General features: G+C 67.6%; 24 protein-coding genes. 12 read left to right on the forward strand and 12 right to left on the reverse strand.

Features of this window, described 5'->3' with window-relative positions; translation table 11 throughout:
* Nucleotides 1–17: 17 nt before the first annotated feature.
* On the reverse strand, nt 18–290 hold the full coding sequence (locus I0K15_RS02545; protein ID WP_196103887.1) for a DUF2312 domain-containing protein: 273 nt from the start codon (nt 288–290) through the stop codon (nt 18–20).
* Between the two features lie 133 nt (nt 291–423).
* Between I0K15_RS02545 and I0K15_RS02550 the strand changes: the two genes are divergently transcribed.
* Complete coding sequence (locus I0K15_RS02550) at nt 424–636, forward strand: hypothetical protein (protein ID WP_196103888.1); 213 nt, start codon at nt 424–426, stop codon at nt 634–636.
* 261 nt (nt 637–897) lie between these two features.
* On the opposite strand, the gene I0K15_RS02555 is transcribed toward I0K15_RS02550, so the two are convergent.
* On the reverse strand, nt 898–1,869 hold the full coding sequence (locus I0K15_RS02555) for an alpha/beta hydrolase (RefSeq protein WP_196103889.1): 972 nt from the start codon (nt 1,867–1,869) through the stop codon (nt 898–900).
* Nucleotides 1,870–1,977: 108 nt separating this feature from the next.
* Here I0K15_RS02555 and I0K15_RS02560 point away from each other — a divergent pair, with 108 nt between their 5' ends.
* On the forward strand, nt 1,978–2,643 hold the full coding sequence (locus I0K15_RS02560; RefSeq protein ID WP_196103890.1) for an SDR family oxidoreductase: 666 nt from the start codon (nt 1,978–1,980) through the stop codon (nt 2,641–2,643).
* A 70-nt stretch (nt 2,644–2,713) separates the two neighbouring features.
* On the opposite strand, the gene I0K15_RS02565 is transcribed toward I0K15_RS02560, so the two are convergent.
* Nucleotides 2,714–3,469 (reverse strand): alpha/beta hydrolase, encoded by a 756-nt coding sequence (locus tag I0K15_RS02565; protein ID WP_196103891.1) that lies wholly within the window; start codon nt 3,467–3,469, stop codon nt 2,714–2,716.
* On the opposite strand from I0K15_RS02565, the gene I0K15_RS02570 reads away from it, so the two are divergent.
* Nucleotides 3,468–4,661 (forward strand): glycosyltransferase family 4 protein, encoded by a 1,194-nt coding sequence (locus tag I0K15_RS02570; protein WP_196103892.1) that lies wholly within the window; start codon nt 3,468–3,470, stop codon nt 4,659–4,661. The two genes, I0K15_RS02565 and I0K15_RS02570, sit on opposite strands and share 2 nt — an antisense overlap.
* Before the next feature lie 186 nt (nt 4,662–4,847).
* On the opposite strand, the gene I0K15_RS02575 is transcribed toward I0K15_RS02570, so the two are convergent.
* A complete protein-coding gene (locus I0K15_RS02575) occupies nt 4,848–5,576 on the reverse strand; it encodes a MipA/OmpV family protein (RefSeq protein ID WP_196103893.1) in 729 nt (242 codons plus the stop codon).
* A gap of 144 nt (nt 5,577–5,720) precedes the next feature.
* Here I0K15_RS02575 and thrS point away from each other — a divergent pair, with 144 nt between their 5' ends.
* The gene (gene thrS / locus I0K15_RS02580) at nt 5,721–7,667 is read left to right on the forward strand and encodes a threonine--tRNA ligase (RefSeq protein WP_196103894.1); all 1,947 of its coding nucleotides are present in this window, start codon (nt 5,721–5,723) and stop codon (nt 7,665–7,667) included.
* Nucleotides 7,668–7,757: 90 nt separating this feature from the next.
* Here the strand turns inward: thrS and I0K15_RS02585 are convergent, their stop codons facing one another.
* The 3 genes from I0K15_RS02585 to I0K15_RS02595 are packed head-to-tail and all read right to left on the reverse strand — an operon-like array spanning nt 7,758 to nt 9,770.
* The gene (locus tag I0K15_RS02585) at nt 7,758–8,396 is read right to left on the reverse strand and encodes a lysoplasmalogenase family protein (RefSeq protein ID WP_196103895.1); all 639 of its coding nucleotides are present in this window, start codon (nt 8,394–8,396) and stop codon (nt 7,758–7,760) included.
* A 51-nt stretch (nt 8,397–8,447) separates the two neighbouring features.
* A complete protein-coding gene (locus I0K15_RS02590; protein ID WP_230374249.1) occupies nt 8,448–9,089 on the reverse strand; it encodes a lysoplasmalogenase family protein in 642 nt (213 codons plus the stop codon).
* A 42-nt stretch (nt 9,090–9,131) separates the two neighbouring features.
* The gene (locus tag I0K15_RS02595) at nt 9,132–9,770 is read right to left on the reverse strand and encodes a lysoplasmalogenase family protein (RefSeq protein ID WP_196103897.1); all 639 of its coding nucleotides are present in this window, start codon (nt 9,768–9,770) and stop codon (nt 9,132–9,134) included.
* A 103-nt stretch (nt 9,771–9,873) separates the two neighbouring features.
* On the opposite strand from I0K15_RS02595, the gene infC reads away from it, so the two are divergent.
* The 3 genes from infC (at nt 9,874) to I0K15_RS02610 (ending at nt 12,462) form a co-directional block, all read left to right on the forward strand.
* Nucleotides 9,874–10,467: a translation initiation factor IF-3 gene (infC, locus tag I0K15_RS02600; protein ID WP_230374250.1), complete on the forward strand. Its 594-nt coding sequence runs from the start codon at nt 9,874–9,876 to the stop codon at nt 10,465–10,467.
* Nucleotides 10,468–10,566: 99 nt separating this feature from the next.
* Complete coding sequence (locus I0K15_RS02605; protein WP_196103898.1) at nt 10,567–11,439, forward strand: DMT family transporter; 873 nt, start codon at nt 10,567–10,569, stop codon at nt 11,437–11,439.
* 156 nt (nt 11,440–11,595) lie between these two features.
* Complete coding sequence (locus I0K15_RS02610; RefSeq protein ID WP_196103899.1) at nt 11,596–12,462, forward strand: lysophospholipid acyltransferase family protein; 867 nt, start codon at nt 11,596–11,598, stop codon at nt 12,460–12,462.
* A 73-nt stretch (nt 12,463–12,535) separates the two neighbouring features.
* On the opposite strand, the gene I0K15_RS02615 is transcribed toward I0K15_RS02610, so the two are convergent.
* A complete protein-coding gene (locus tag I0K15_RS02615) occupies nt 12,536–13,237 on the reverse strand; it encodes a DUF1223 domain-containing protein (RefSeq protein ID WP_196103900.1) in 702 nt (233 codons plus the stop codon).
* A 93-nt stretch (nt 13,238–13,330) separates the two neighbouring features.
* Nucleotides 13,331–13,780: a methyltransferase family protein gene (locus tag I0K15_RS02620; RefSeq protein ID WP_196103901.1), complete on the reverse strand. Its 450-nt coding sequence runs from the start codon at nt 13,778–13,780 to the stop codon at nt 13,331–13,333.
* Between the two features lie 114 nt (nt 13,781–13,894).
* Between I0K15_RS02620 and I0K15_RS02625 the strand changes: the two genes are divergently transcribed.
* Nucleotides 13,895–14,929 (forward strand): alpha/beta hydrolase family protein, encoded by a 1,035-nt coding sequence (locus I0K15_RS02625; protein WP_196103902.1) that lies wholly within the window; start codon nt 13,895–13,897, stop codon nt 14,927–14,929.
* 380 nt (nt 14,930–15,309) lie between these two features.
* Here the strand turns inward: I0K15_RS02625 and acnA are convergent, their stop codons facing one another.
* Nucleotides 15,310–18,084: an aconitate hydratase AcnA gene (gene acnA, locus I0K15_RS02630; RefSeq protein ID WP_196103903.1), complete on the reverse strand. Its 2,775-nt coding sequence runs from the start codon at nt 18,082–18,084 to the stop codon at nt 15,310–15,312.
* Between the two features lie 209 nt (nt 18,085–18,293).
* Between acnA and ccmA the strand changes: the two genes are divergently transcribed.
* Together ccmA and ccmB are read left to right on the forward strand one after the other, a co-directional pair.
* The gene (ccmA, locus tag I0K15_RS02635) at nt 18,294–18,929 is read left to right on the forward strand and encodes a heme ABC exporter ATP-binding protein CcmA (protein ID WP_196103904.1); all 636 of its coding nucleotides are present in this window, start codon (nt 18,294–18,296) and stop codon (nt 18,927–18,929) included.
* Nucleotides 18,926–19,591 carry a heme exporter protein CcmB gene (gene ccmB / locus I0K15_RS02640; protein WP_230374251.1) on the forward strand — a complete coding sequence of 222 codons (666 nt, stop codon included), beginning with the start codon at nt 18,926–18,928 and terminating at the stop codon, nt 19,589–19,591. Before ccmA ends, ccmB begins: the two co-directional genes overlap by 4 nt.
* Nucleotides 19,592–19,859: 268 nt before the next feature.
* Here the strand turns inward: ccmB and I0K15_RS02645 are convergent, their stop codons facing one another.
* Complete coding sequence (locus tag I0K15_RS02645) at nt 19,860–20,228, reverse strand: nuclear transport factor 2 family protein (protein WP_196103905.1); 369 nt, start codon at nt 20,226–20,228, stop codon at nt 19,860–19,862.
* A 103-nt stretch (nt 20,229–20,331) separates the two neighbouring features.
* Between I0K15_RS02645 and I0K15_RS02650 the strand changes: the two genes are divergently transcribed.
* Entirely contained in the window at nt 20,332–21,939 is a 1,608-nt protein-coding gene (locus tag I0K15_RS02650) for a peptide chain release factor 3 (protein ID WP_196103906.1), read from the forward strand.
* The gene (locus I0K15_RS02655; protein WP_196103907.1) at nt 21,939–22,427 is read left to right on the forward strand and encodes a DUF6869 domain-containing protein; all 489 of its coding nucleotides are present in this window, start codon (nt 21,939–21,941) and stop codon (nt 22,425–22,427) included. The genes I0K15_RS02650 and I0K15_RS02655 overlap by 1 nt, the downstream gene beginning before the upstream one ends.
* Before the next feature lie 317 nt (nt 22,428–22,744).
* Here the strand turns inward: I0K15_RS02655 and I0K15_RS02660 are convergent, their stop codons facing one another.
* Nucleotides 22,745–23,554 (reverse strand): hypothetical protein, encoded by an 810-nt coding sequence (locus I0K15_RS02660; RefSeq protein WP_196103908.1) that lies wholly within the window; start codon nt 23,552–23,554, stop codon nt 22,745–22,747.
* Nucleotides 23,555–23,565: the final 11 nt, after the last annotated feature.

The raw sequence follows: 23,565 nt of genomic DNA on the forward strand, positions 1-23,565 counted from the left end.
CGGTGGCGCAGGCCCCCTCACATGTCGAGCGCTTCGCGGTAGAGCTGGAGGACCGCCTCCTCCTCACTGATCTCCTGCGGGTCCTTCTTGCGCAGGGCGATCAGCTTGCGCAGCGCCTTCACGTCGTAGCCGCGCCCCTTCGCCTCGGCCATGACCTCCTTCTGCTGGTCGGCGATGGCCTTCTTCTCCTCTTCGAGCCGCTCGTAGCGCTCCACGAAGGAGCGCAGCTCGCCCACGGTGATGCGGTACTGCGAGGTGGGGCCGTCGTCTTCGATATCGGTCACGTCCATGGGCGTGCGCGCTCCTCGTTACGCTGAAGGGAAATCGGGCGGGACCATATCGGCGCGCCCCGGCGGCGTCCAGCGGGGTTGCGCGGGCGCGGCACTGCGGCTAGGCGGGGCGGCAATCTGGCGGAGGCGACGCATGACCTGGCTCATCATCCTGGGCACCATCACCACCATCCTGGGCTTGGGCGGCCTCGGCTACTGCATCCGCGAGGCCGCGCGTGTGAAGCGCGAGGGGCTGACGCCGGAGGAGGCGCAGCCGCGCCTGCGCGCGCTGATCGCGATCAACCTCGCCTCCGTCTGCGTGGCGGCGATGGGCCTCGGAATGGTCGTGGTCGGGGTCATGCTCTGAGAGCCTGTCTCGCCCGGCGGCACCGCCGGGCGGCGCCCGACCCTCCCCCCGGGAGGGCGCATTGCGACGGAGCGCGCAGGCGAAACCGTGGTCACTTTGCGGGCCGGGCATGCAGCAGAGAGGTCGTGAAGCGCCCACCCAGGGTCGGGCGCCGCCCTCATCTCCAAGATCGCGAGGTCTGTCCAAGCACCCTCTCGCAAGTCTGTCGCGTCGAGCCGCGCGCCCCAGGTCGGCCGCGGCCCTCAGTGCTTCAAACCTAGCTCACAAACCTCCCGCCCACTGCACCACGGCGGCCGTCACCTCGTCCGTCAGGCCCGGCGACATGATATCCCCCGCGATCACGTGGGCGAAGGGATCGTCGCCCTCCCCCGGCTCCGGGTTCACGATCGTCACCGCCGCGCCCCAGTCCGCCGCGACCGCCCGCGTCCGTGCCGCATCGACCACCTGGTCGGCGTCCGAGAACACGAAGAGCGCCGGCACGTCCGCATCCTCGTAGGCGAGCTGCACCGTCGCCTGCACGGAGGCCGCCATCGGCAGCACCGCCACCGTCGGATAGGTCGCGGTCCAGTAGCGCGCATGGGCCTCGTTCTTCGTCGCGAAGCTGCGCTCCTCGCCCGCCACGACCGGCACCCATTGCCGCGCGAAGGGCAAGGTCAGCAGCCCGCCCAGCGGGTTGGCGAGCCCGAAATTGGGCGAGACCATTGCGAAGCCCGCCACCGCGTCGTCATCGATCTCGTCCTCGAAATGCCCCTGCATCGCCACGGTCGCCCCTGTGGACGTGGCGAGCACCAGCACCCGCTCGCCGAGCCGCGCGCCGATCTCCACCGCCTCGGCATAGTCGTTGAGCCAGTCAGCCACCGTTGCCTCGGCCAGCGCGTCGCCGCCCCGCCCGTGACCGGCAAGCCGCGCATAGTAAAGGTTCGCGCCCAGCGCCGCGGCCACGTTGTCGGGCACCGGCCGGATCTCCTCGGACGTGGCGGAGAAACCGTGGAGGTAGACGATGGAGAGCGGCGTCCGCGCGCCCGGCGCACCGGCCCAGATCACCCGCTTCTCGGCCCCTTCCACGATGTCGCCGAACACCGCCTCGCGCGCGGCGAGGTAGCCGTCCACATCCGCACCCACCTGCGAGGCCGCGAAGGTGATCTCACCGCCCGCAGGCTCCCGCGGGCCGAGCAGCAGCAGCGCCACCACGAAGGCGGCGATGACGATAAAAACCTTTGCGGCGCGGCGCATAAGCAGTCCTCCACGAAGCTCTTCCGGCGTTTGACCTCGGACGATAACGAGCCCATGTCAGAGGTCAAAGCCGTCATCTTCATGTCGCAACGTCAGGAGGGCCGCGCCATGGCCACAACGATGATCACCGGCGCGAGCCGCGGGATCGGCGCAGAGCTCGCCCGCCAGGCCGCGGCCCGCGGCGACACCGTGATCGCTACGATGCGCGAGCCCTCGACCGCGGACCTGCCCGACGGGATCGAACGCCATGCGCTGGACGTGAAGTCCGAGGCCGGTCAGCTCCTGCTCGCCGAACAGCTCGGCAACCGGACGATCGACCTGCTCGTCTGCAATGCGGGCGTCCTGATGGGCCGCGGAGGTCTGGGCGATGACGCCTACGATGCCGCCGCGTGGGAGCAGTCGATGATGACCAATGTCGCAGGCGTCTTCTTCACCATCCGGACCTTCCTGCCGATGATGCGGGAGGGGGCGAAGATCGGCGTGATCTCCTCCCAGATGGGCTCCAACGCGCGGCCGCGGGGCAACAGCTACATCTACCGCGCGTCAAAGGCGGCGGCGAGCAACCTGGTGACCAACCTCGCTGTGGAGCTCGCCGAGCGGGGCATCGTGATCGGCGCCTACCATCCGGGCTGGGTGCGCACGGATATGGGCGGCGACGGGGCCGACATCTCGACGGCGGAAAGCGCGCGCGGCCTGCTCGCCCAGTTCGACGCGCTGACCGCCGAGCGTTCCGGCGGGTTCTACACCTGGGACGGGGACGTGATGCCGCATTGAGGGGCTGTCCGCCCCTCTTGGCCCGTTCCGGGCCAATTCACCCCAGGATATTTCGACAAGGTGGACGGCGTCAGAGGCTCTCCACCGTCTCCACGATCAGATCCAGGCAGTCAGGCGAGGAAAACCGGTGATCGGCATCCTTCACGAAGGTGAGACGCAGGTCCGCGCAGTCCGCATGCTCGAGGATGCGCAGCGGCACCGACATCTGCACGTCCACATCCGCCGTCCCGTGCAGCAGCCGCACCGGAAAGCCCAGCGACAGCGGATCGCGCAGCACCAGGTTCTCCCGCCCGTCCTCGATCAGGTGGCGGGTGATCACATAGGGGCCGTCATCATATTCGGAGGGCAGCTCGACACGGCCGTCGTGGATCAGTTGCTCCCGCTGCCGGTCGTCGAAACCCGCCCACATGCTGTCCTCGGTGAAGTCCGGCGCCGCGGCGATCCCGACGAGGCCCGCGACCCGCTCCGGCATCCGCTTCGCGAGCAGCAGCGAGATCCAGCCGCCCATGGACGAGCCCACGAGGATCTGCGGCCCTTCGGTCAGAGCCGAGACGGCGTCCACCGCATCCTGCGCCCATTCGCCGATGCCCAGCGTCTCGAACGCGCCGGAGCTGTCGCCGTGGCCGGTGTAGTCGAACCGCAGAAAGGCGCGGCCGGTGCGCTTTGCCCACGCCTCCAGAAAAACCGCCTTGGTCCCGCCCATGTCCGAGCGGAAGCCGCCGAGAAACACGACCCCGGGCTTGTTCCCCTCAACCCCCGCGGGCATTGTGCGGTGGTAGGCGATTTCTCGCCGGCCATCCGGCGAGAAGATGTCGAAGGACCCCATGATCGACTCCTCCCAAGTTGCTGAAGTTGCGCGCGATCGTGACCGAAGGCTGACCGTCCTGCAACTCGTGCCGTCGCTGGAATCGGGCGGGGTCGAACGTGGTGCGATCGAGATCGTGCAGGCGCTCAGCGCGGCCGGCCACCGCGCGCTGGTCGCCAGCAGCGGCGGGCGGATGGAGCCGCAGCTCCGCCGCGCGGGTGGCGAGCTCATCCGCCTCGACATCGGCGCGAAGAGCCCCTGGGCCATCCGCGCCAACGCCCGCCAGCTCGCGAAGGTCATCGCGGAGGAAGGGGTGGATATCGTCCACGCCCGCTCCCGCGCGCCCGCCTGGGCCGGGCTCCATGCCGCGCGGGCGACGGGCGTGCGTTTCATCACCACCTATCACGGCGTCTACAACGAGGATTTCCCGCTCAAGCGCCGCTATAACGCCGTCATGGCCAAGGGCGAGCCGGTAATCGCAGTCTCCGACTACGTGGCGCGGATCGTGGCGGAGCGGCACCGCGTCGACCCCACGCGCATCATCACCATCCCGCGCGGCGCCGACATCACCACCTTCGCCGAGGAGGCGGTGTCGAGCGAGCGCACCATCAGCCTCGCGCAGGCCTGGGGCGTGATCGAGGATCCGCGGCCCATCGTGCTCCTGCCCGGCCGCCTCAGCCGCTGGAAGGGTCAGGAGGACATGGTCGCCGCCGCGAGCCTGCTGCGCAGCCGGGCCGAAAGTCGCGGCGAGCTCCTCGACTGCCAGATCGTGCTGGTCGGCGACGACGGCGGCTCGGGCTTCGGCGGGCAGCTCGAGAACGCGGTGAACGCGGGCGGGCTGACGGGCTCCGTCCGCCTCGTTGGGCACTGCGCGGACATGGAAGCCGCCTACAAGCTCGCATCCGTCGTGGTCAGCGCGAGCCGGGAGCCGGAGGCGTTCGGCCGCGTCGCGGTGGAGGCGCAAGCCATGGGCCGCCCGGTCATCGCGACCGCACATGGCGGCGCGCTTGAGACGGTGGAGGACGGCAAGACCGGCTGGCTCTACCCGCCGGGCGACGTGGCGGCCCTCGCCGACGCGGTGGAGGCGGCGCTGGCCCTGGACGAGAGCGGCCGCGCCCATATGGGCCTCGCCGCCCGCGCCCGCATCCGCTCCCGCTTCACGGTGGAGGCGATGCAGAAGGCAACACTGGAGATCTACGAAGGCGTGGTTTGAATACGTCTTCCTTTCGGAAGCTGAGTTGACCTCATAGCATGGCTGACAGGCGGGGCCGCGCCCATCCAGAGCGCGACCCTCAACGTTTCGCATCGAACCCAGGCAAAGCTCACCGTCCCGGACTTGATCCGGGACCGTTCTCAATACCAGCCGGCCCCGGAGCAGGTCCGGGGCGGTCCGAAGCCCTCAGAACCGGTAAGCGATCCCCACATTGCTCGACAGGACCACGTCGTCCTCCACGATCGGGCTGTCCGTAGCCTCGTCGGGCAGGAACGCCATGCGCGCCCCGGCGAAGAGGGAGATGTTGTTCCTCAGCGGCACCCGGCTGTTGAGCGACAGGAACGGCACCGCTACCACGTCCGGATCGTAGGCCGGGCGGCCGGGGCGCGCCTCGTCCTCCTCGACGCCATAGAGATAGCTCGCGAGCTCCTCCGACTGCACCGACACCCCCGCGCCCAGCCGCAGCGGGAAATTCGGTACCTCCTGGAACAGCGCCAGCCGCAGCTCCTGCCCCTCATGCTCGTCGGTGATCTCGGTCCGCACGGAGGCCGTCACCCGCGTCCCCGGCCGGATCGCGTAGCCGAGCCCCGCCCCCGCATCGAAGGTCAGGTCCCGATCGATCCCGTCGAGCTCGTCGCTGTCCGGATCCTCCAGCGCCGAGAACCGAGGCGCGACGAACACGTCCACCACCAGCGGGCCGTTCTGGATCACGTCATAGGACGCCCCGCCCGTGCCGAGCTCGAAGCGCTCCGTCCGGAAGTTGATCAGCGGCAGCACGTCGGCCTCGAAATCGTCCTCGCCGATATAGGGGCTGTCGCTGAGCCCCACACCGAGGCCGAGCGAGAAGCCGGGCGCCTCCTGCGCCGGGGCGGACAACGGGAGAAGACAGGCGAGACAGGCAAGGGAAAGTCGCATCGAAAGGCTCCGTGGAAAAAATCTCCACACCTTATACGCGAGAACGCCCGCGATCCGTCTTGACCTCTCGGAAACGCTCTGTCACGAGAACGGGGACATAACCGCAACCGGGCGTTTCGTAGGCGCCGAACCGAGGAGGCCCCCATGGCCAACATCACGATCACCCTGCCCGATGGCGCGCAACGTCAATACGAGGCCGGGATCACCGGGGGCGAGGTTGCGGCGGACATCTCAAAATCGCTCGGCAAGGCCGCGATCGCCGCGACGGTGGACGGCATCTTCGTGGACCTCTCGCGGCCCATCGAGCAGGACGCCGTCCTCGCCATCCACACGATCAAGGATGAGGCGCAGGCCCTCGAACTGATCCGCCACGACGCGGCCCACATTATGGCGCGCGCGGTGCAGGAGATCTGGCCCGACGTGAAGGTCACGATCGGTCCGGTGATCGAGCACGGCTGGTACTACGATTTCGACCGGGAAGAGCCGTTCACGCCCGACGACCTCGCCGCGATCGAGAAAAAGATGCGTGAGATCATCGCCGCCCGCGACCCCGTCCGCACGGAAGTGTGGGACCGCGACCGCGCCATCGCCCACTACGAGGCGCAGAACGAGCCCTTCAAGGTCGAGCTCGTCCACGCGATCCCCGAGGGCGAGCCAATCCGCATGTACTGGCACGGGCACTGGCAGGATCTCTGCCGCGGACCGCACCTCGCCCATACGGGCCAGGTTCCGGCGGATGCCTTCAAGCTCACCCGCGTCTCCGGCGCCTACTGGCGCGGCGATGCGAAGAACAAGCAGCTCCAGCGCATCTACGGCGTCGCCTTCCGCACGAAGCAGGAGCTGAAGGACCACCTCCACATGCTGGAGGAGGCGGCGAAGCGCGACCACCGGCGTCTGGCGAAGGAAATGGACCTCTTCCACCTGCAGGAGGAAGCGCCGGGCATGGTGTTCTGGCACCCCAACGGCTGGACGGTCTACCGCGCGCTCGAGGACTACATGCGCCGCCGCCAGATCGAGGACGGCTACCGCGAGATCCGCACGCCGCAGGTCGTCGACCGCAAGCTGTGGGAGGCCTCGGGCCACTGGGACAAGTACCGCGAGAACATGTTCATCACCGAGATCGATGAGGAACATGCCAACGAGAAGCGGACCAATGCGCTCAAGCCCATGAACTGCCCCTGCCATGTGCAGGTCTACAATCAGGGCCTGAAGTCCTATCGCGACCTCCCGCTGCGGCTGGCCGAGTTCGGCTCCTGCCATCGCTACGAGGCATCAGGCGCCATGCACGGCCTGATGCGCGTGCGCGGCTTCGTGCAGGACGACGCGCACATCTTCTGCACCGGCGAGCAGATCGAAGCGGAATGCGCGAAGTTCATCCAGCTTCTCAGCCGCGTCTACCGCGATCTCGGCTTCGAGGAGTTCAAGATCATGTTCTCCACCCGACCCGAAAAGCGCATCGGAACCGATGCCGAATGGGACGTGACGGAGGGTGCGCTGGAGGCCGCGATCAAGTCGATCGGGGCGCCCTACGAGGTCGATCCCGGTGAGGGCGCGTTCTACGGCCCGAAGCTCGACTTCAAGCTCACGGACGCGATCGGGCGGGAATGGCAGTGCGGCACCTTCCAGGTGGACAGCCAGCTTCCCGACCGGCTGGGCGCCGAATATGTCGGCGAGGACGGCGACAAGCACCGGCCCTTCATGCTGCATCGCGCGGTCCTCGGCTCCTTCGAGCGGTTCCTCGGCATCCTGATCGAGAACTACGCGGGCAAGCTGCCCTTCTGGCTCGCCCCGCGACAGGTCGTCGTCGCCTCCATCGTCTCGGACGCCGACGACTACGTGGCCGAGGTGGTCGAGCAGTTGCGCAAGGCCGGCATCCGGGCGGAGGCCGACACGCGCAACGAGAAGATCAACTACAAGGTCCGGGAGCACTCGCTGGCCAAGGTCCCGGTGATCCTCGCCATCGGCCGGCAGGAGGTTGAGAACGGCACCGTCTCGCTCCGCCGTCTGGGCGAGAAGCAGTCGAGCGTCCGCGCCACGGCCGAGGTCGTCACCGAGCTCGCCGCCGAGGCAACGCCTCCGGACCTGCGCTAGAGCACTTGCCGGCCTGACGGGATCGGGCCGGCAAACGCCTCGGGCATCTCTTTGGCAACGCCCTACTGAATCGGTCCACCCGGAAACCGCCTAGATCTCGATCTCCACGAACGAGAAGATGACGAGCATCTGTGCGGCGAAATAGGTCAGCCACACCACCGGGCTGCTCCATCGCCGCACGGAACTGTCGAGCGGGATCGCGAAGAGCTCCAGCCCCAACAGGCAGCCGGAGATCAGGAACAGCGTCGTCGCATAGGCGATCGTCATGAACTCAGCCGGGACCGTCTGGCCGATCACGAACTGCACCATGATCACGGGCGTGTACATCACGACCGCCAGCCGCAGCGCCGCTAGCGTCCGCCAGCAGGTCGCCACCATGACGATCACACCCGTCAGCCCCAACAGCATCGCGGGCCCCGAATGCGGCGCGAAGGCGTAGGAGCGCTCCAGGTAGAGCAGCACGTACATCGTGTGGCTGGCGAGGAAGGCCGTCGCGCTCAAGAGCATCCAGCGCAGCGGACCCCGGCTGCCTGAATAATCACCGATGGCGGCAAAGCCGAGCCCCACGATCAGCAGTCCCGGCGCATTGGCGAGCGAGGCGAAGATGATGAGCGACAGCGTCGCGCAGGTCTTCGTCATCGACCGGTCGAAATTGGGGAGCCGCCAGGAATGACGCAGGCCGTAGTCCAGGGCCGCGCCAAGCGCGATCGCAAGAAACAACAGCGACATGCAGAACCCGTCAGATGCAGGACGTGCTCCCCAGCACAATCCCCGTTGGCGTTACCGTCCCCCGCCGAGCACAAAGAATGCCAAGCCTGAGTAATAGAGCAGCCAGATCATAGGCCCTACAACCCTCAAAAAGCGATACTCGTTGTGAAAAAGCATCAGTTCGAAGCCAAGCAAGATGACGGAGAGCATGTAGAGCAGCACTCCGATGGTCAGCAGCGGATCGCTCTCCCCCGCCCCGAGGCCCGTCAGAACCGCCACCAGGACCGTCACCATGTACGGCAGAACGATGCCCCGCAGCCGGCCCATATGCGGCCAGACGAGGATCGCGTAGCCCCCCGCGATGCCCGCCAGCGCCCCCGCCGCGACGAAGGGGGCGCCCAGCCCGCTCCAGTGCTCGGTCAGGAACCACATCGACAGAAGCACATTGAAGATCGAGGACAGCGAGATCGCCGTCATCAGCGTGGCTTCGGTCCGGAACGTCTTCACGTAGTCGGCCAGCGCCGCAACGCCGAGGGCGGCGACCAGCAGCCATCCGCGCTCCAGCAGCAATGCGGTCAGCGCCAGCCCGCCCGTCGCCGTGACCTTGGCCAGCATCCGCGGCACGCTCACGCTGCGCAGTTGGTAATATCCGACATAGGCCAGCGAGCCAGCGCAGGACAGCGCGGCCGTAATCCATGCGAGATATGCGATCATCCAGACCATGGTTCGTGAGGGGCGACGTCGAGGGCCGTCATATCAACTCACAATTGTGGTGAAAGCGAGGACGAAGAGCAGCATGCTCCCGTAATAGCTCATCCAGATCGCAGGCCCCGTCAGCGACAGCTCGAAATCGTGGCCCTGCAGCAGGAAGTACTCCAGCCCCAAGAGCACCTGCGCCATGAGATAGAGCAGCATGCCCGCGACCGCGAGACGCTCGGTCTCCCCCATGCCGAGGGCGGTGAAGGTCGTGCCGATCAGCACCGCGACGTAGAGGCAGAGAATGCGCCGATAGCCCTCCAGCCCGTCCCAGAGCAGCATGAGATAGCCGACGCCGATCCCCGCAAGGCCCAGCACCGCGACGATCGGCGCCGCGATCCCCTGCCAGTGCAGCACGAACGTGCCGAGGAGCAGCAGCTGCGAGATCAGCGCCAGCACCATGGCCTGCCGGAGGCTCTGCCCCCGCTCCAGCGCCAGCACCGCGTCGGAGGCGGCGGCGACGATCAGGGCGAGGATGAAGAGGATCGGCGCGCCCTTGAACAGGCCCACGATCGCCAGCGCGCCGATGGCCGCCGCCTTGATCGCGGTCCGGCGTTCGCTCGGCGGCTGAACGCGGTAGTGGAACAGGTACGCCAGGGCCGCGACCAGCGAGATGGCTGCGGCCGGGTAGGATAGCATCTGGAAGGTCCCCGTAATTCTCCCCTTCGGTCCAAGGCACTATTGACCAAGATGCCGTTCCACGCCACTTAAAGGTCTCTCGCAGGCCCGGGCCTGCCCTTCGGTGTGCCCGACCACGCCGATCCGTCAACCACAGAAGGACCAGAAGACCATAGCCCGCAGACCGCATAATGCACCTCCCACCCGCGACACCGGCCCCCGCGTCAACGACCGTATCCGCGCCCCTGAAATCCGCCTGATCGGCGCCGATGGCGAGCAGATCGGCGTCGTCTCGCCCCGCCGCGGTCTTGAGCTGGCCGAAGAGGCCGGGCTCGACCTGGTGGAGATCTCGCCGAACGCCACGCCGCCGGTGTGCAAGATCATGGACTTCGGCAAGTTCAAGTACGAACAGCAGAAGCGCGAATCCGAGGCCCGCAAGAAGCAGAAGACGATCGAGGTGAAGGAGGTGAAGTTCCGCCCGAACACCGACACCCACGACTACGACGTCAAGATGCGCAACGTGACCAAGTTCCTCGGCAACGGCGACAAGGTGAAGGTGACGCTCCGCTTCCGCGGCCGCGAGATGGCCCACCAGGAGCTGGGCCGCGATCTGCTCAACCGCGTCGCCGGCGATGTGGAGGGTCTGGGCAAGATCGACAACATGCCCAAGGTCGAAGGCCGCCAGATGGTCATGATGATCTCGCCCGTGAAGACCTGACGGGCGCGACATCCACGATCCGGGGCGGTGCTCAAGGCGCCGCCCTTTTCATGTGCGCCACCGCGCCCCGCGGTGCCGTCCGACAGGAAGGACCGCCCGATGGCGACCGGCACCCTTGCCACCGACAATCCCCGGCGCGGCATCCTGATGATGCTGGGGGCGATCGCGTTCTTCACCGTGATGGACGCGCTCGCCAAGGGGCTGACGGCGGACAACCCGCCGATGCAGGTGGTCTGGGCGCGCTACACCGGGCAGGTGCTCTGGACCGTGCTCCTGCTCGCCCCGCGCCTGCCCCGCCTCATGCGCACCCGCTATCCGGGCCTGCAGCTGATGCGCTCGATCTTCGTCTTCGGTGCGACCTTCAGCTTCTACCTCGCCCTCTCCGAGCTCGAACTGGCCGAGGCAACCGCGATCTTCGAGGTCGCCCCGCTCATCACCACGCTGCTCGCCGTGATCTTTCTGGGGGAGAAGGTGGGGATCCGCCGCTGGCTCGCACTCTTCTGCGGCCTGCTCGGCGCCCTCGTCATCATCCGCCCGGGCTTCGACGTCTTCACGCCCTACGCGCTGCTGCCGGTCTGCGCGGCGAGCTGCTATGCCGCCTTCTCGATCGCCACGCGCAAGCTCGGCGCGGAGGAGAGCCCGTGGACCAGCTTCGTCTACACCGCCCTCTTCGGCGCCGTGGTCTCCTCGCTCCTCGTCATCCCGGTCTGGCAGATGCCGAGCACCGGGGACGCGGTCCTGATGGGCCTGATCGGGCTCGTAGGCGGAACCGGGCAGTTCCTGCTGATCCTCGCCTTCCGCTCCGCGCCCGCGTCGCTGCTCGCCCCCTTCGGCTACTCGGGCCTCGCGCTCGCGGCCCTCTGGGGCGTGCTCTTCTTCGGCGAATGGCCAGACATCTGGACGTGGACCGGTGCCGCCCTCATCATCGGCGCAGGCCTCTTCGTGTGGTATCGGGAGAACCGCGCGGGCTGAGCGACTGCCCTCGCGCCCCGCCGCAGGATCGACCAAAGACCGTATCCGCTCCCCGCCGAACCGCGAGTGACACCCCGACGACGCCGCCCTCTGGCCTTGCCCCGCCGGGCAATGCTATGGGGACGCGTCAGTTCTCCCGCCCGGACCACCACCCGCATGAGCGACCGTTACAAGGATCTGAGCTACCGCCTCTCGAACGGCGTGCTGCGCGTGCTGGCGCGGGTCATCCGCGTGCTGCCCTATAACCGGCGCGTGGCCCTCGGTGGCTGGATCGGGCGCAACGTCATCTCCCGCCTGCCGGAGGCGCGCCGCAGGGTTGAACGCAACTTCGACAAGGTGCTCCCCGACCTGCCGCCCGCCCGTAGGCAGGAGATCCTGCGCGGCGCCGGCGACAATTTCGGCCGCGTCATGGTCGAGGAGATGATGATGGAGGACGTCATCGCCGACCCCTCCCGCTTCCGCGCCGGGGGGCCGGGGCTCGAAGTGCTCCGCAAGGCCTGCGCCGAGAAGACCGGCGCCGTCATCGCCGCCATGCATTTCGGCAACTGGGAGGGGCTGCGCGCCTGGGGCCGGACCCGCGATCTTGAGATCGGCGGCGTCTACCGCACCCACAACAACCCCTATTACAACGAGGATTTCGTCGGCACCCTCAAGGTGCTGAGCGAACATGCCTTCCCCAAGGGCCGCGACGGCACCCGCGGGCTCATCCGCCACCTGCGCTCCGGCGGGATCGTCGCGATCCTCGTGGATCAGAAGCAGTCGGGCGCGCCGCTGATCGACTTCCTCGGCCATCCGGCGGAGACGACAACGAGTGCCGCGAAGCTCGCGAAGTCCATGGGCGTGCCGCTGGTGGCCAATGCCAGCTTCCGCGCCGAGGACGGGCTCAGCTTCGACAGCGTCGTCAGCGCCCCGATCCCCCATGGCGACGAGGAGGAGATGATGCGCGCCGTCAATGCCCAGCTCTCCACCTGGATCATGGAGCGGCCCGAGCAGTGGTTCTGGTTCCACCGCCGCTGGCGGTAGGCTCGCGCCCCGGACGCGGTTTCGCCCTGCCGGGCGAGGATATTGTTCACAAGGAAGAAGGAGCGGGGCGCGCTCAGAACTCGTATTTCGCCGCCCCGATCACGGCGCCCGCGACGCCCTCTTGCACGATCACGGCGACGCCGCGCGCCATGGTGGGAACGGGCGCGGTCAGCTCGACCTCATCCCCGCTCCAGTCCGCCAGTCGCATCCAGTTGGTGACGACGTTGTGGTAGGAGAGGCTGCGGCCCCGGTTCTCCCCCCGCGCGATCTGCTGGCGCTGCGGCCCGGCGTAGCTCACGAGGTGCACGACCGAGGGCTCGACCGGGCCCAGCGGCGCGATCTCCACCAGCATGCTCCCATTGGCCGGCCGGATGACGACCCGCGCCCGCGCAGGCTCCCCGGCGAGGCGGGAGATCGCGGCGTTCACCAGATCCTTCTGATGGCCGATGGCCGAGATCTCGCCCTGCAGCACCATCTGCGGCGTGTAGATCGACCGCTCGCCATGCGCGGCCGCATAAGCCCGCTGGCGCTGGGTCATGGCCGGTGAGGCGAAGGGATCGCGCCAGCCCAGATAGTCCCAGTAATCCACATGCAGCGACAGCGCGATCACGTCGGGCCGCTCGGCCAGCTCGCCCAGGAACGCATCCGCCGGCGGGCACGAGGAACAGCCCTGCGACGTGAACAGCTCCACCACCACCGGCCGTGTCTGCGCCGCGAGCGGCAGCGCGATCAGCGTGAGGGTGGTCAGGATCAGCAGGCGCAGAAGGTGGAGCATGGGGTGGTCTTTCTCCTCGTCGTGGACCTAATGGCTATGCCTCGCAGCGGGCATCGTCCAATCAAGAAAGCGGGAGAGGCAGCGTGAGTTCGATCACAGCCAGCGGCGCGTCGCCGCGATGTAGGCCTCGGCCTCGGCTCCGAACGCGGCGCGCAGCCCCGCCTCCTCCGGCAGGGCGAAGCGGCGGTGCAGCACCCACCAGAAGACCGGGACGAGCAGAAGCGGCGTGAGCGTGCCGAGGCGCAGCGCATAGCCCGCGAGGATCGCGACCAGGCCAACGTAGATTGGGTTTCGCGACAGGCGGAACGGGCCTTCGACGATGAGCGCAGTCGGTGTGTGATGCGGCTCAAAGGTCGTGCGGCGGCGGCGAAACCAGTAGAGCGACCAGAGCGCGAGGCCGATGCCGCCGAGGATCATCAGCGCGCCGATCAGGTCCGTGACCGGGTTGTCGAACCGGATGAGCGGGAGCGTGCGGGAGAGGCCCCATGCACCGGCGGCGAAGCCCGCGAACCAGATCGGCGGCAGGTCGGGAAAGCCCTTCATCGGATGCTCCGCGGGTGGTTTCGGTTCGCTTACGAAACGTTACAGGATGTGGCGCATGCGCGGAAACCCGTAACACGACGTGCGGCGCTGGACAGGGTCGGCGCGGATCGTCACATGGGTTCCGGGCGGGTGGAGGAGATCGCGGTGAACTGGCGGAAGACGGCGGTCGGCGGGGCCGCGATCGCGACGCTCGCGCTGCTCCTGCTCTGGCGGCTGGAGGATCACGACCTCGATCGCCGGGCCTCGGAGCCGTTCGTGTTTTCGGTGGCGGGGGACCGGTTGGCGGGAACGCTGTGGTTGCCGGAGGACGTGCCGCTCGCGGCGGTCGTTCTGGTGCATGGCGACGGGCCACAGGATCGGACTTCGGCGGGCGGGTATGCGTCGCTGATCAACGTGTTGCTGGACGCGGGAATCGCGGTGGCGTCGTGGGACAAGCCCGGCGTCGGTGAGTCGGAGGGCGCGTGGCTCGACCAGTCGATGGCGAATCGCGCGGTGGAGACTGCAGCGGCGCTTGCGGAACTGCAGACACGGCTCGGCGGGGTGGCAATCGGCGCGCTGGGGTTCTCGCAGGCGGGCTGGGTACTGCCGCGGCTCGGGGCCGAAGATGCCGATTTCCTCGTGCTCGTTGGGCCTGCGGTGTCGTGGCAGCAGCAGGGGGACTACTACACACTGACGCGACTGGCGTTGGAGGGTGTCGACGACGGTGAGATCGAGCGGCTCATGGCGGAGGCTGCGATCGCCGACGAGCGGGTCTTCGGGGCGGAGGTGTTCGAGGCCGCGGCGGTTCCCGATGGGATGAGCGAGGCGCGCTGGGGGTTCATCCGGCGCAATCGGGCGGAGGATGCGCGGGGGGACCTCGCAGGCCTCGACGTGCCCCTGCTGGCGATCTGGGGGGAAGAGGACCTGAACGTGGATGCCGAGCACGATGCGCAGGTCTATCGCGATCTGGTCGGGGGGCGGCATCCGGCGAACCGCGTGGTGGTGGTGCCGGACGCGACGCATGGATTGCTGAAGGCGGGGCCTTACAATCGGCAGCTGGTCAGCGAGTGGTCCTGGGACATGGAGCTGCGCTTCGTGCTGGAGGGGCGTCATGCATTTGCGGATGGGGCGCTGGAGGAGATCACGGGGTGGATCGTGGCACGGGACTGAGCAGGAGATGGTCGGGTCGGGCCCGACCATGACGGTGCCTTTTCGAGCCCTTTCACAGAGCGCCATCCCGCCCGGAACAAGCCGAAGGCGCCGGGCGAGCGCCTGCCCGTCCCGGCGGGCTGGCGCTTTGCAATGACGCACGCAGATCGCAGCGAGCAATGACTTTGCTGGGATAAAGTGCGCCGTTCTGAGGTTGGGGCGCCATCCCACGGGCAGGCGCGCGTCCGGCTTCCGGAGTGGTCATGGCTGGACGCTGGTGGCGGAGCGCTCCGGTTGCTGGAAACCAATCCGAAGTCCAAGGTGGCTGCCAAGCCAAACCCCGCAACCCAAAACGGCCGCCGGATCGCCCCGACGGCCGTTTCGCGTTCATGCAGAGAGGCTTACGCCGCCTTGGCGAGGTTGCGCAGCACGTAGTGCAGCACGCCGCCGTTCTCGACGTATTCCTTCTCGACCGCGGTATCGATCCGGCATTTCAGCTCGATCTCCTTGGTCGTGCCGTCCGCGTAGGTGATCGTCGCAGGCACGTTGGAGAGCGGCTTGAGATCACCCTCGAGCCCCGTGATGCTCACCGTTTCCTCCCCCGTGATGCCGAGGGACTTGCGGGTGTCGCCGCCGGTGAACTCGAACGGGATCACGCCCATGCCGACGAGGTTGGAGCGGTGGATGCGCTCGAAGTTCTCCGCGATCACCGCCTTTACGCCCAGCAGAGCCGTACCCTTCGCCGCCCAGTCGCGCGAGGAGCCAGCACCGTACTGCTCACCGGCAAAGATCACGAGCGGCACGCCCTGCTCCTGCCAAGCCATGGCGGCGTCGTAGATCGACATCTGCTCGCCGTTCGGACCCTTGGTGTAGCCGCCCTCGACGCCGTCCAGCATCTCGTTGCGGATGCGGATATTGGCGAAGGTGCCGCGCATCATGACCTCGTGGTTGCCGCGGCGCGAGCCGTAGGAGTTGAACTCCCGCGGCTGGACCTGGCGATCCGTGAGGTACTGGCCCGCCGGCGTCGTCTCCTTGAAGGAGCCCGCGGGAGAGATGTGGTCGGTCGTCACCATGTCGCCGAGGATGGCGAGGACGCGGGCGTTCTCCACGTTTTTGATCTCGCCCGCTTCCTTGGCCATGTCCTGGAAGTAGGGCGGGTTCTGCACGTAGGTCGACGAGGTCGGCCAATCATAGGTCTGGCTGTCGGTCGTCTCCACCCCGCGCCACTTGTCGTCGCCCTTGAAGACGTCGGCATACTTGGACTGGAAGGCCTCGCGGGTCACGGTCTCCTCGACCAGGGCCGCGATCTCCTCCTGGCTCGGCCAGATGTCCTTGAGGTAGACGTCGTTGCCGTTCTTGTCCTTGCCGAGGCTCGCGGTGGTGATGTCGACATTCATGTCGCCGACCAGCGCGTAGGCCACCACCAGCGGCGGCGAGGCGAGGTAGTTGGCGCGCACGTCCGGGCTAATCCGGCCCTCGAAGTTGCGGTTGCCCGACAGGACGCTGACCCCGATCAGGTCGTTGTCGTTGATGCACTTGGAGATCTCTTCCTGCAGCGGGCCGGAGTTGCCGATGCAGGTCGTGCAGCCGTAGCCGACGAGGTTGAAGCCGATGGCGTCGAGATCGTCCTGCAGGCCCGCGGCCTCCAGATACGCACTCACCACCTGGGAGCCCGGGGCGAGCGAGGTCTTCACCCAAGGCTTGCGGTCGAGGCCGAGCTCCCGCGCCTTCCGCGCGACGAGGCCGGCGCCGATCATCACGTAGGGGTTCGAGGTGTTGGTGCACGACGTGATGGAGGCGATGACGATCGAGCCGTCATGCATCTGGTACTTGCCGGTCTCGCCATCGACGTAGCCGCGGGCGTGGTGGCCTTCGTCACCGGGGATCGACGTCGGCTCGGGCTGGCCGCCCTCGGCCTCCCACCGCGCTTCGGCGTTCTCGGTCGGCTTGCCCTCGCGCTGGCCCTTCACATACTCGCCGAACGCCTTGGCGGCGTTGTCGAGCGCGATGTGGTCCTGCGGGCGCTTGGGGCCAGAGATCGCGGGGACGACCGTGCCCATGTCGAGCTCCAGCGTGTCGGTGTAGACCGGCTCGTAGCCCGGCTCGCGCCACATGCCGTTGGCCTTGGCGTAGGCCTCGACCAGCTTGATCGTGTTCTCGTCGCGGCCGGTCTGCGTGAGGTAGCGCAGGGTCACGTCGTCGATCGGGAAGAAGCCGCAGGTGGCACCATACTCCGGCGCCATGTTGCCGATGGTCGCGCGGTCGGCGAGCGGCACGTTGTCGAGGCCGTCGCCGTAGAATTCCACGAACTTGGAGACGACGCCCTTCTCACGGAGCATCTGCACGACCTTGAGCACAAGGTCGGTCGCCGTGGTGCCCTCGGTCATCTTGCCGGTGAGCTTGAAGCCCACGACCTCGGGGATCAGCATGGAGATCGGCTGGCCCAGCATCGCGGCCTCCGCCTCGATCCCGCCGACGCCCCAGCCGAGGACGGCCGCACCGTTGACCATCGTGGTGTGGCTGTCGGTACCGACCAGCGTGTCGGGATAGGCCACCGTCTCGCCGTTCTGGTCCTGATCCGACCACACGGTCTTCGCGAGGTACTCCAGGTTCACCTGGTGGCAGATGCCGGTGCCCGGCGGCACCACACGGAAGTTGTTGAAGGCGCTCTGGCCCCATTTCAGGAACGTGTAACGCTCCATGTTCCGCTCGTACTCACGGTCCACGTTCATCTGGAAGGCGCGCGGGTTGCCGAACTCGTCGATCATGACCGAGTGGTCGATGACGAGGTCCACGGGGTTGAGCGGGTTGATCTTCTCCGGGTCACCGCCGAGCGACACGATGCCGTCGCGCATGGCCGCGAGGTCCACGACCGCCGGGACGCCGGTGAAGTCCTGCATCAGTACGCGCGCGGGGCGGTAGGCGATCTCGCGCGGGTTCTTGCCGCCCTTGTCGGCCCACTCGGAGAACGCCTTGATGTCGTCGGTCGTGACCGTCTTGCCGTCCTCGAAGCGGAGCATGTTCTCCAGCACCACCTTCAGCACGGACGGCAGGCGGTCGAACTGGCCGAGGCCCGCCTCCTGTGCCGCGGGGATCGAGTAGTAGGCGACGGAGGCGCCTCCGGCCTCCAGCGTGCGGCGGGTCTTGTTCGTGTCGTGACCGACGGTGATGGGCATGGGGACCTCTCCCTTTCCTCGATTGTCCGGGGGCCGCACGGGGCCGCTCCCGTCTGGAATTAGGACGAAACGCGGGCGCCTCGACAGGGTGCTGCGCGTTTCTTGCCGCTGACATGGCTCATTTCGCCGCGCGGCGCAAGGGTTCAGTGTGCAATTGCATACCGCGGAAAGGGTTTCCCGCCCGCGCCCGCTTCGCTAGGGCTGGGAACATGAGTTTTTCCGCCTCTGCCCTGCGGGTCGCCCGCGCCGGGCGCCTCCTGATCGACGGTCTCGACATCGCGCTTTCCCCGGGCGCCGGGCTGGCGCTGCGCGGGCCGAACGGGGTCGGCAAATCGACGCTGCTACGCGCGCTGTGCGGGCTGTTGCCGTGTGAGGGGCAGGTGGAGCTGGAGGGCGCGGCGCTCGGCACCGACGCCTATCTCGACCGGATCGCCTATGCGGGCCACCGCGACGCGATCAAGGCGGCACTGAGCGTGGGGGAGAACCTCGCCTTCTGGGCCGCCATGACCGGCGGGGATGCGCGCGCGGCGCTGGAGCGGTTCGACCTGGAGGCGCTGGCCGAGCGGCCCGCGGGGCTGTGTTCGGCCGGGCAGAAGCGGCGTCTGGGCCTCGCCCGGCTGGCGCTCGCGCCCCGCGCGCTCTGGCTGCTCGACGAGCCGACGGTCTCGCTCGACGCGGAGCACACGGCGCGGTTTGCAGCGCTGTTGCGCGAGCATCTGGCGGGCGGCGGCATGGCGATCATCGCCACCCATATCGACCTCGGCCTGGAGCTCGGCGAGCTGCGGCTGGAGGCGCCGCAGCGGCGGGTCGAGACCGATCCCTTCCTCGACGAGGCCTGGACGTGAGCGCGGTCGGCGCGCTGCTCGCCCGCGAGATCCGGCTGGCCGTCCGCGCGGGCGGCGGCGCGGGGCTGGGCCTCGCCTTCTTTCTCGTCGTGGTGCTGCTCGCACCGCTCGGGATCGGGCCGGATCAGGAGGTGCTGGGCCGCGTGGCGCCGGGGCTCCTGTGGGTCGCCGCGCTGCTCGCCTGCCTTCTGTCCCTCGACCGGCTGTTCCAGGCGGATCACGAGGACGGGACGCTCGACATCCTCGCGTTGTCGCCGCTGCCGCTGGAGGCCGTGGTGGCGGTGAAGGCCCTGGCCCACTGGCTGACCACGGGCCTGCCGTTGGTGGTCGCGGCTCCGGTGCTGGGGCTGACGCTGAACCTCGCGGATGGGGCGCAACCGTGGCTGATCGGCACGCTGCTGATCGGGACACCGGCGCTCTCGGGCCTCGGCGCGATCGGGGCGGCGATCACGGTGGGGCTGCGGAGGGGCGGGCTGCTGCTCTCGCTGCTGGTGCTGCCGCTCTACGTCCCGACGTTGATCTTCGGCGCGCAGGTGGTGAGCCGCGCCGCGCAGGGGCTGGAGGCGGGCGCCGCCCTGCCCTTTCTCGCGGGCACGTCGCTCTTGGTGCTGGCGGCGTTTCCGTTCGTGGCCGCGGGAGCCCTGCGGATCAACATGCGCTGAACAACTTGGTGAGGGCCGCGCCCGACCTGGAGGGCGCCTGCGGGACGGGATTGATATGCTCGCGCCCTCAAGCATCCATGTCGCTCATTCGATGGATTACATCGCCAACGCGCCCTCCGGGGGGAGGTCGGGCGCGGCCCGGCGGTGCCGCCGGGCGGAAGGATGCTTCGACTTGGCACCGCCCCGGACGTGATCCGGGGCCTCCGGCTCCAGCGCGCAACGGCTTGCCAAAGGTCCCGGCGCTGCGGCCGGGACGGTCGCACCCAAATCACATCGTGTAGAAGAACTGCTCCTTCACGATCTTGCCGCTGTCCACGTGGTAGACCGCGATCTCCTTCATCTTGCTGCGCTCGCCGCTCTGCTTGTGGGTCGCGTCCATCTCGAAGATCACGGCGAAGCTATCGTCGCCATGCATCATCGGGTCCGAGGTCGACCCGTCATGGACCTCGAAATTCGAGTTCCACCAGTCGTGCTTGCCCTTGATGGCCTCGATCCCCGTCACCTCACGCGGCATGTCCGGCCCGGCGAACGCCTCGGAGGACACGGCGTCGGGCGCATAGAGCTCGTCGAGCGCCTGCGCCTCGGTGTGGTTGCGGCAATGTTCGACGAGCTTGTTGGCGATCTCTTTGGCGTCCATGACACCCTCCCTGAATGTTCACACAACGTTCTCAGCGTAGCACGAATCGGCGACACGCCGAAGGCGCTCGCGAATCTCTCCTGACACGCCTATATCCCCGCCCATGCTGGACCGTGACCACAACGCCCCCGACCTGCCCGCCGAGATCGCCCGGCGGCGCACCTTCGCCATCATCTCGCACCCCGATGCGGGCAAGACGACGCTGACCGAGAAGTTCCTGCTCTATGGCGGCGCAATCCAGATGGCCGGACAGGTGCGCGCGAAGGGCGAGGCGCGGCGCACGCGCTCGGACTTCATGCAGATGGAAAAGGACCGGGGCATTTCTGTCTCCGCGTCCGCCATGTCGTTCGAGTTCGCGGATTACTGGTTCAACCTGGTGGACACACCGGGCCACTCCGACTTCTCCGAGGACACCTACCGCACGCTGACCGCAGTCGACGCGGCGATCATGGTGATCGACGGCGCGAAGGGGGTGGAGAGCCAGACCCGCAAGCTCTTCGAGGTCTGCCGCCTGCGCGACCTGCCGATCCTGACCTTCTGCAACAAGATGGACCGGGAGAGCCGGGACACGTTCGAGATCATCGACGAGATCCAGGAAAACCTCGCGATCGACGTCACACCCGCCTCCTGGCCCATCGGCTCGGGCCGCGATTTCCTCGGCTGCTACGACATGCTCAACGACCGGCTGGAGCTGATGAGCCGTGCGGACCGCAACACCAAGGCGGAGAGCGTGAAGATCGAGGGGCTGGACGATCCGAAGCTTGCCGAACACGTGCCCGGCGACCTTTTGGAAAAGCTGGTGGAGGAGGTCGAGATGGCGCGCGAGCTCCTGCCCGCCTTCGACCGGCAGGCCTTCCTCGACGGGACGCTGACGCCGATCTGGTTCGGCTCGGCCATCAACTCCTTCGGCGTGCAGGAGTTGATGCGCGGCATCGGCGATTTCGGTCCCGAACCGCAGGTGCGCCCCGCCGAGCCCCGGCAGGTCGGCCCCGATGAGAAGAAGGTCGCGGGCTTCGTCTTCAAGGTGCAGGCCAACATGGACCCCAAGCACCGCGACCGCGTCGCCTTCGTCCGCCTGTGCTCCGGCCATTTCAAGCGGGGGATGAAGGTCCATCACGTGCGCTCGAAAAAGCCGATGGCGGTGTCGAACCCGGTGATGTTCCTCGCCTCCGACCGGGAGCTGGCCGAGGAAGCTTGGGCCGGCGATATCATCGGCATCCCCAACCACGGCCAGCTGCGCATCGGGGATGCGCTGACCGAAGGCGAGGACCTGCGCTTCACCGGCATCCCCTCCTTCGCGCCGGAGCTGTTGCAGTCCGTCCGCGCGGGCGACCCGATGAAGGCGAAGCATCTCGACAAGGCGCTCCAGCAGTTCGCCGAGGAAGGGGCCGCCAAGATCTTCAAGCCGATGATCGGCTCGGGCGCCATCGTCGGCGTCGTCGGCCAGCTCCAGTTCGAGGTGCTGGCGAGCCGGATCGAGCTGGAATACGGCTTGCCCGTCCGCTTCGAGCCGACGCAGTTCACCTCGGCGCGCTGGCTCTCGGGGCCGCAAGGAGAGATCGACCGCTTCGCCAACCAGAACAAGGGTCACATGGCGAGCGATCACGACGGCGACCCGGTCTACCTCACCCGCCTGCAATGGGACATCGACCGGGTGGAACGCGACTGGCCCGACCTGAAGCTGACGGCAACGAAGGAAATGCTGACCTGATGCCTGACGGGTGGGTGTGCCTTGGCTGCAAGTATGGGGAGGGCAAGCCGCCCTGCCGCACATCGGACGGAGCCTTCCGGCCCGATCACGTCGCGGACGCCTATCTCGAATACTGCGGAGATCGCGGGTCGGATGCCGATCGCGACGCGTTTTTCTGGGCGTGGAACTGCCTGAACGATCGCATCACCGAAGCGGGCGACCTGCGTGATATCTTCGCCACGCTAGATGCACTACTCTCAAAGATAACATCTGTCGAAGGGGCCGCCGATGTCGCAGCCGGGCCGCTCGAAAATCTGGTTGCCTATCGCGGCAGCGAGGCCATCGACTGGATCGAGAACCGGGCCGCGAGCTCCGAACGCTTCCGCTACCTGCTGACCGGCGTCTGGTCGCAGGGCGAGCGGTGCGGCGCCGACATCTGGGCCCGTGTCGAGGCGGCCCGCGCGGGCGGGTCGCACATGGACCTGGACGGTCTGCCGCCGCTGTCTTGAAGCAAGCCGGACCGGCAAGGGCAGGACGATGCCAGTTGCGAAACCCGTATGAAACGTCCGCAGCGAAAGGGTAGCAGGATGCCCGGGCAGGCTGGTGTCATGTGCCCTGCCCCTCGTTCCGACAGCCCTTTCGCCACCGGAAGCCGACGTGAGGCTCAGGCCCGAACGTCGTCCCGCTGGAGCGGGCCAGCCTCGATCCATCTCGGGTTCGAGCACGGACCCGCGAGCCCGTTCTCAGCATCGCAGCGCCCTGGATGACGGCGGCGCGGTGAGCGTGATGGATACATCACTCACGGCGGGCTTGGCACCACCCGGTCTCAGACCGTCTTCTTCGCCTTCTCGTACCACTGGGCGATCAGGGCGACGTTGCGGCGGACCTGGGCGAGCTCCTCGGCCACCCTGTCGGTAGAGGTGCTGTCGGGCAGCTTCTTGTCCTTCATGGCCCAGGCGTTGATCGGCGTGATCAGCCTGTAGATCTGCTTCCATTCCTGCGAGTTGCGATCATAGAGCTTCTGCAGGTTGCCCATCTGGGCATAGATGTCCCGCGTCGCCGTCGTGATGCCGCCGTTGAAGCCCTTCACGGTCGGGTCGCGCTCCTGGATGGTGAGCCACCGCGCCGCCTTCTTGATCGTCGTGGGGATGTTGGCGAGGTACTGCTTCTTCGACGAGATGACCGCCTGCATCCCCTGCTGTTCCTTCTCCCAGAGATCCTCGGTCTTCTCCGCCACGGATTTCGCGGAGGCCAAGCAGATGTCGATCACGCTGGAGAAGATTTCGAGATGAAAGTCGAGGTCGGCGGCCTTCTTCTTCTCGTCACGCGTGCGGGCCGCCCGCTTCTCCTCGGTGATGACCGTAACGAGGTGGTCGATGTACTTGTCGCCGATCGTCTCCGCCGACGTCAACTTGGTCTTGAAGGTGGTCAGTGCCGCCTGGCGCTTGTCGCGCGCGGCACCGTTGAGCTGGGCGTAGGCCTTGTCGAGCGCGTCGAGAGCCTTCGTGACGGACGTGCTCTTGCTGTAGCGGGTCATGAACTTGTCGCCGGGCGGCCGCTTCTTGGCCGCTACCTTGAACTGCTTCTTCGCACTTTCCCACTCGGCCTTCCACTGGCCGGGACTTGCCATTGCCATCTTGCTACGTG

The sequence above is a fragment of the Pontivivens ytuae genome, assembly GCF_015679265.1.
Taxonomy (GTDB): Bacteria; Pseudomonadota; Alphaproteobacteria; order Rhodobacterales; family Rhodobacteraceae; genus Pontivivens; species Pontivivens ytuae.

Excerpts from the sequence above, each read along its gene's own strand:
- I0K15_RS02575 (WP_196103893.1), bottom strand. The coding sequence starts at position 5,576 with ATGCGACTTTCCCTTGCCTGTCTCGCCTGTCTTCTCCCGTTGTCCGCC.
- I0K15_RS02555 (WP_196103889.1), bottom strand. The coding sequence starts at position 1,869 with ATGCGCCGCGCCGCAAAGGTTTTTATCGTCATCGCCGCCTTCGTGGTG.
- I0K15_RS02615 (WP_196103900.1), bottom strand. The coding sequence starts at position 13,237 with ATGCTCCACCTTCTGCGCCTGCTGATCCTGACCACCCTCACGCTGATC.
- I0K15_RS02550 (WP_196103888.1), top strand. The coding sequence starts at position 424 with ATGACCTGGCTCATCATCCTGGGCACCATCACCACCATCCTGGGCTTG.
- I0K15_RS02585 (WP_196103895.1), bottom strand. The coding sequence starts at position 8,396 with ATGTCGCTGTTGTTTCTTGCGATCGCGCTTGGCGCGGCCCTGGACTAC.
- I0K15_RS02605 (WP_196103898.1), top strand. The coding sequence starts at position 10,567 with ATGGCGACCGGCACCCTTGCCACCGACAATCCCCGGCGCGGCATCCTG.
- acnA (WP_196103903.1), bottom strand. The coding sequence starts at position 18,084 with ATGCCCATCACCGTCGGTCACGACACGAACAAGACCCGCCGCACGCTG.
- I0K15_RS02660 (WP_196103908.1), bottom strand. The coding sequence starts at position 23,554 with ATGGCAATGGCAAGTCCCGGCCAGTGGAAGGCCGAGTGGGAAAGTGCG.
- I0K15_RS02645 (WP_196103905.1), bottom strand. The coding sequence starts at position 20,228 with ATGGACGCCAAAGAGATCGCCAACAAGCTCGTCGAACATTGCCGCAAC.
- I0K15_RS02655 (WP_196103907.1), top strand. The coding sequence starts at position 21,939 with ATGCCTGACGGGTGGGTGTGCCTTGGCTGCAAGTATGGGGAGGGCAAG.
- I0K15_RS02610 (WP_196103899.1), top strand. The coding sequence starts at position 11,596 with ATGAGCGACCGTTACAAGGATCTGAGCTACCGCCTCTCGAACGGCGTG.
- I0K15_RS02595 (WP_196103897.1), bottom strand. The coding sequence starts at position 9,770 with ATGCTATCCTACCCGGCCGCAGCCATCTCGCTGGTCGCGGCCCTGGCG.
- I0K15_RS02565 (WP_196103891.1), bottom strand. The coding sequence starts at position 3,469 with ATGGGGTCCTTCGACATCTTCTCGCCGGATGGCCGGCGAGAAATCGCC.
- I0K15_RS02650 (WP_196103906.1), top strand. The coding sequence starts at position 20,332 with ATGCTGGACCGTGACCACAACGCCCCCGACCTGCCCGCCGAGATCGCC.
- I0K15_RS02545 (WP_196103887.1), bottom strand. The coding sequence starts at position 290 with ATGGACGTGACCGATATCGAAGACGACGGCCCCACCTCGCAGTACCGC.
- I0K15_RS02560 (WP_196103890.1), top strand. The coding sequence starts at position 1,978 with ATGGCCACAACGATGATCACCGGCGCGAGCCGCGGGATCGGCGCAGAG.
- ccmA (WP_196103904.1), top strand. The coding sequence starts at position 18,294 with ATGAGTTTTTCCGCCTCTGCCCTGCGGGTCGCCCGCGCCGGGCGCCTC.
- thrS (WP_196103894.1), top strand. The coding sequence starts at position 5,721 with ATGGCCAACATCACGATCACCCTGCCCGATGGCGCGCAACGTCAATAC.
- I0K15_RS02625 (WP_196103902.1), top strand. The coding sequence starts at position 13,895 with ATGGGTTCCGGGCGGGTGGAGGAGATCGCGGTGAACTGGCGGAAGACG.
- I0K15_RS02590 (WP_230374249.1), bottom strand. The coding sequence starts at position 9,089 with ATGATCGCATATCTCGCATGGATTACGGCCGCGCTGTCCTGCGCTGGC.
- I0K15_RS02620 (WP_196103901.1), bottom strand. The coding sequence starts at position 13,780 with ATGAAGGGCTTTCCCGACCTGCCGCCGATCTGGTTCGCGGGCTTCGCC.
- I0K15_RS02570 (WP_196103892.1), top strand. The coding sequence starts at position 3,468 with ATGATCGACTCCTCCCAAGTTGCTGAAGTTGCGCGCGATCGTGACCGA.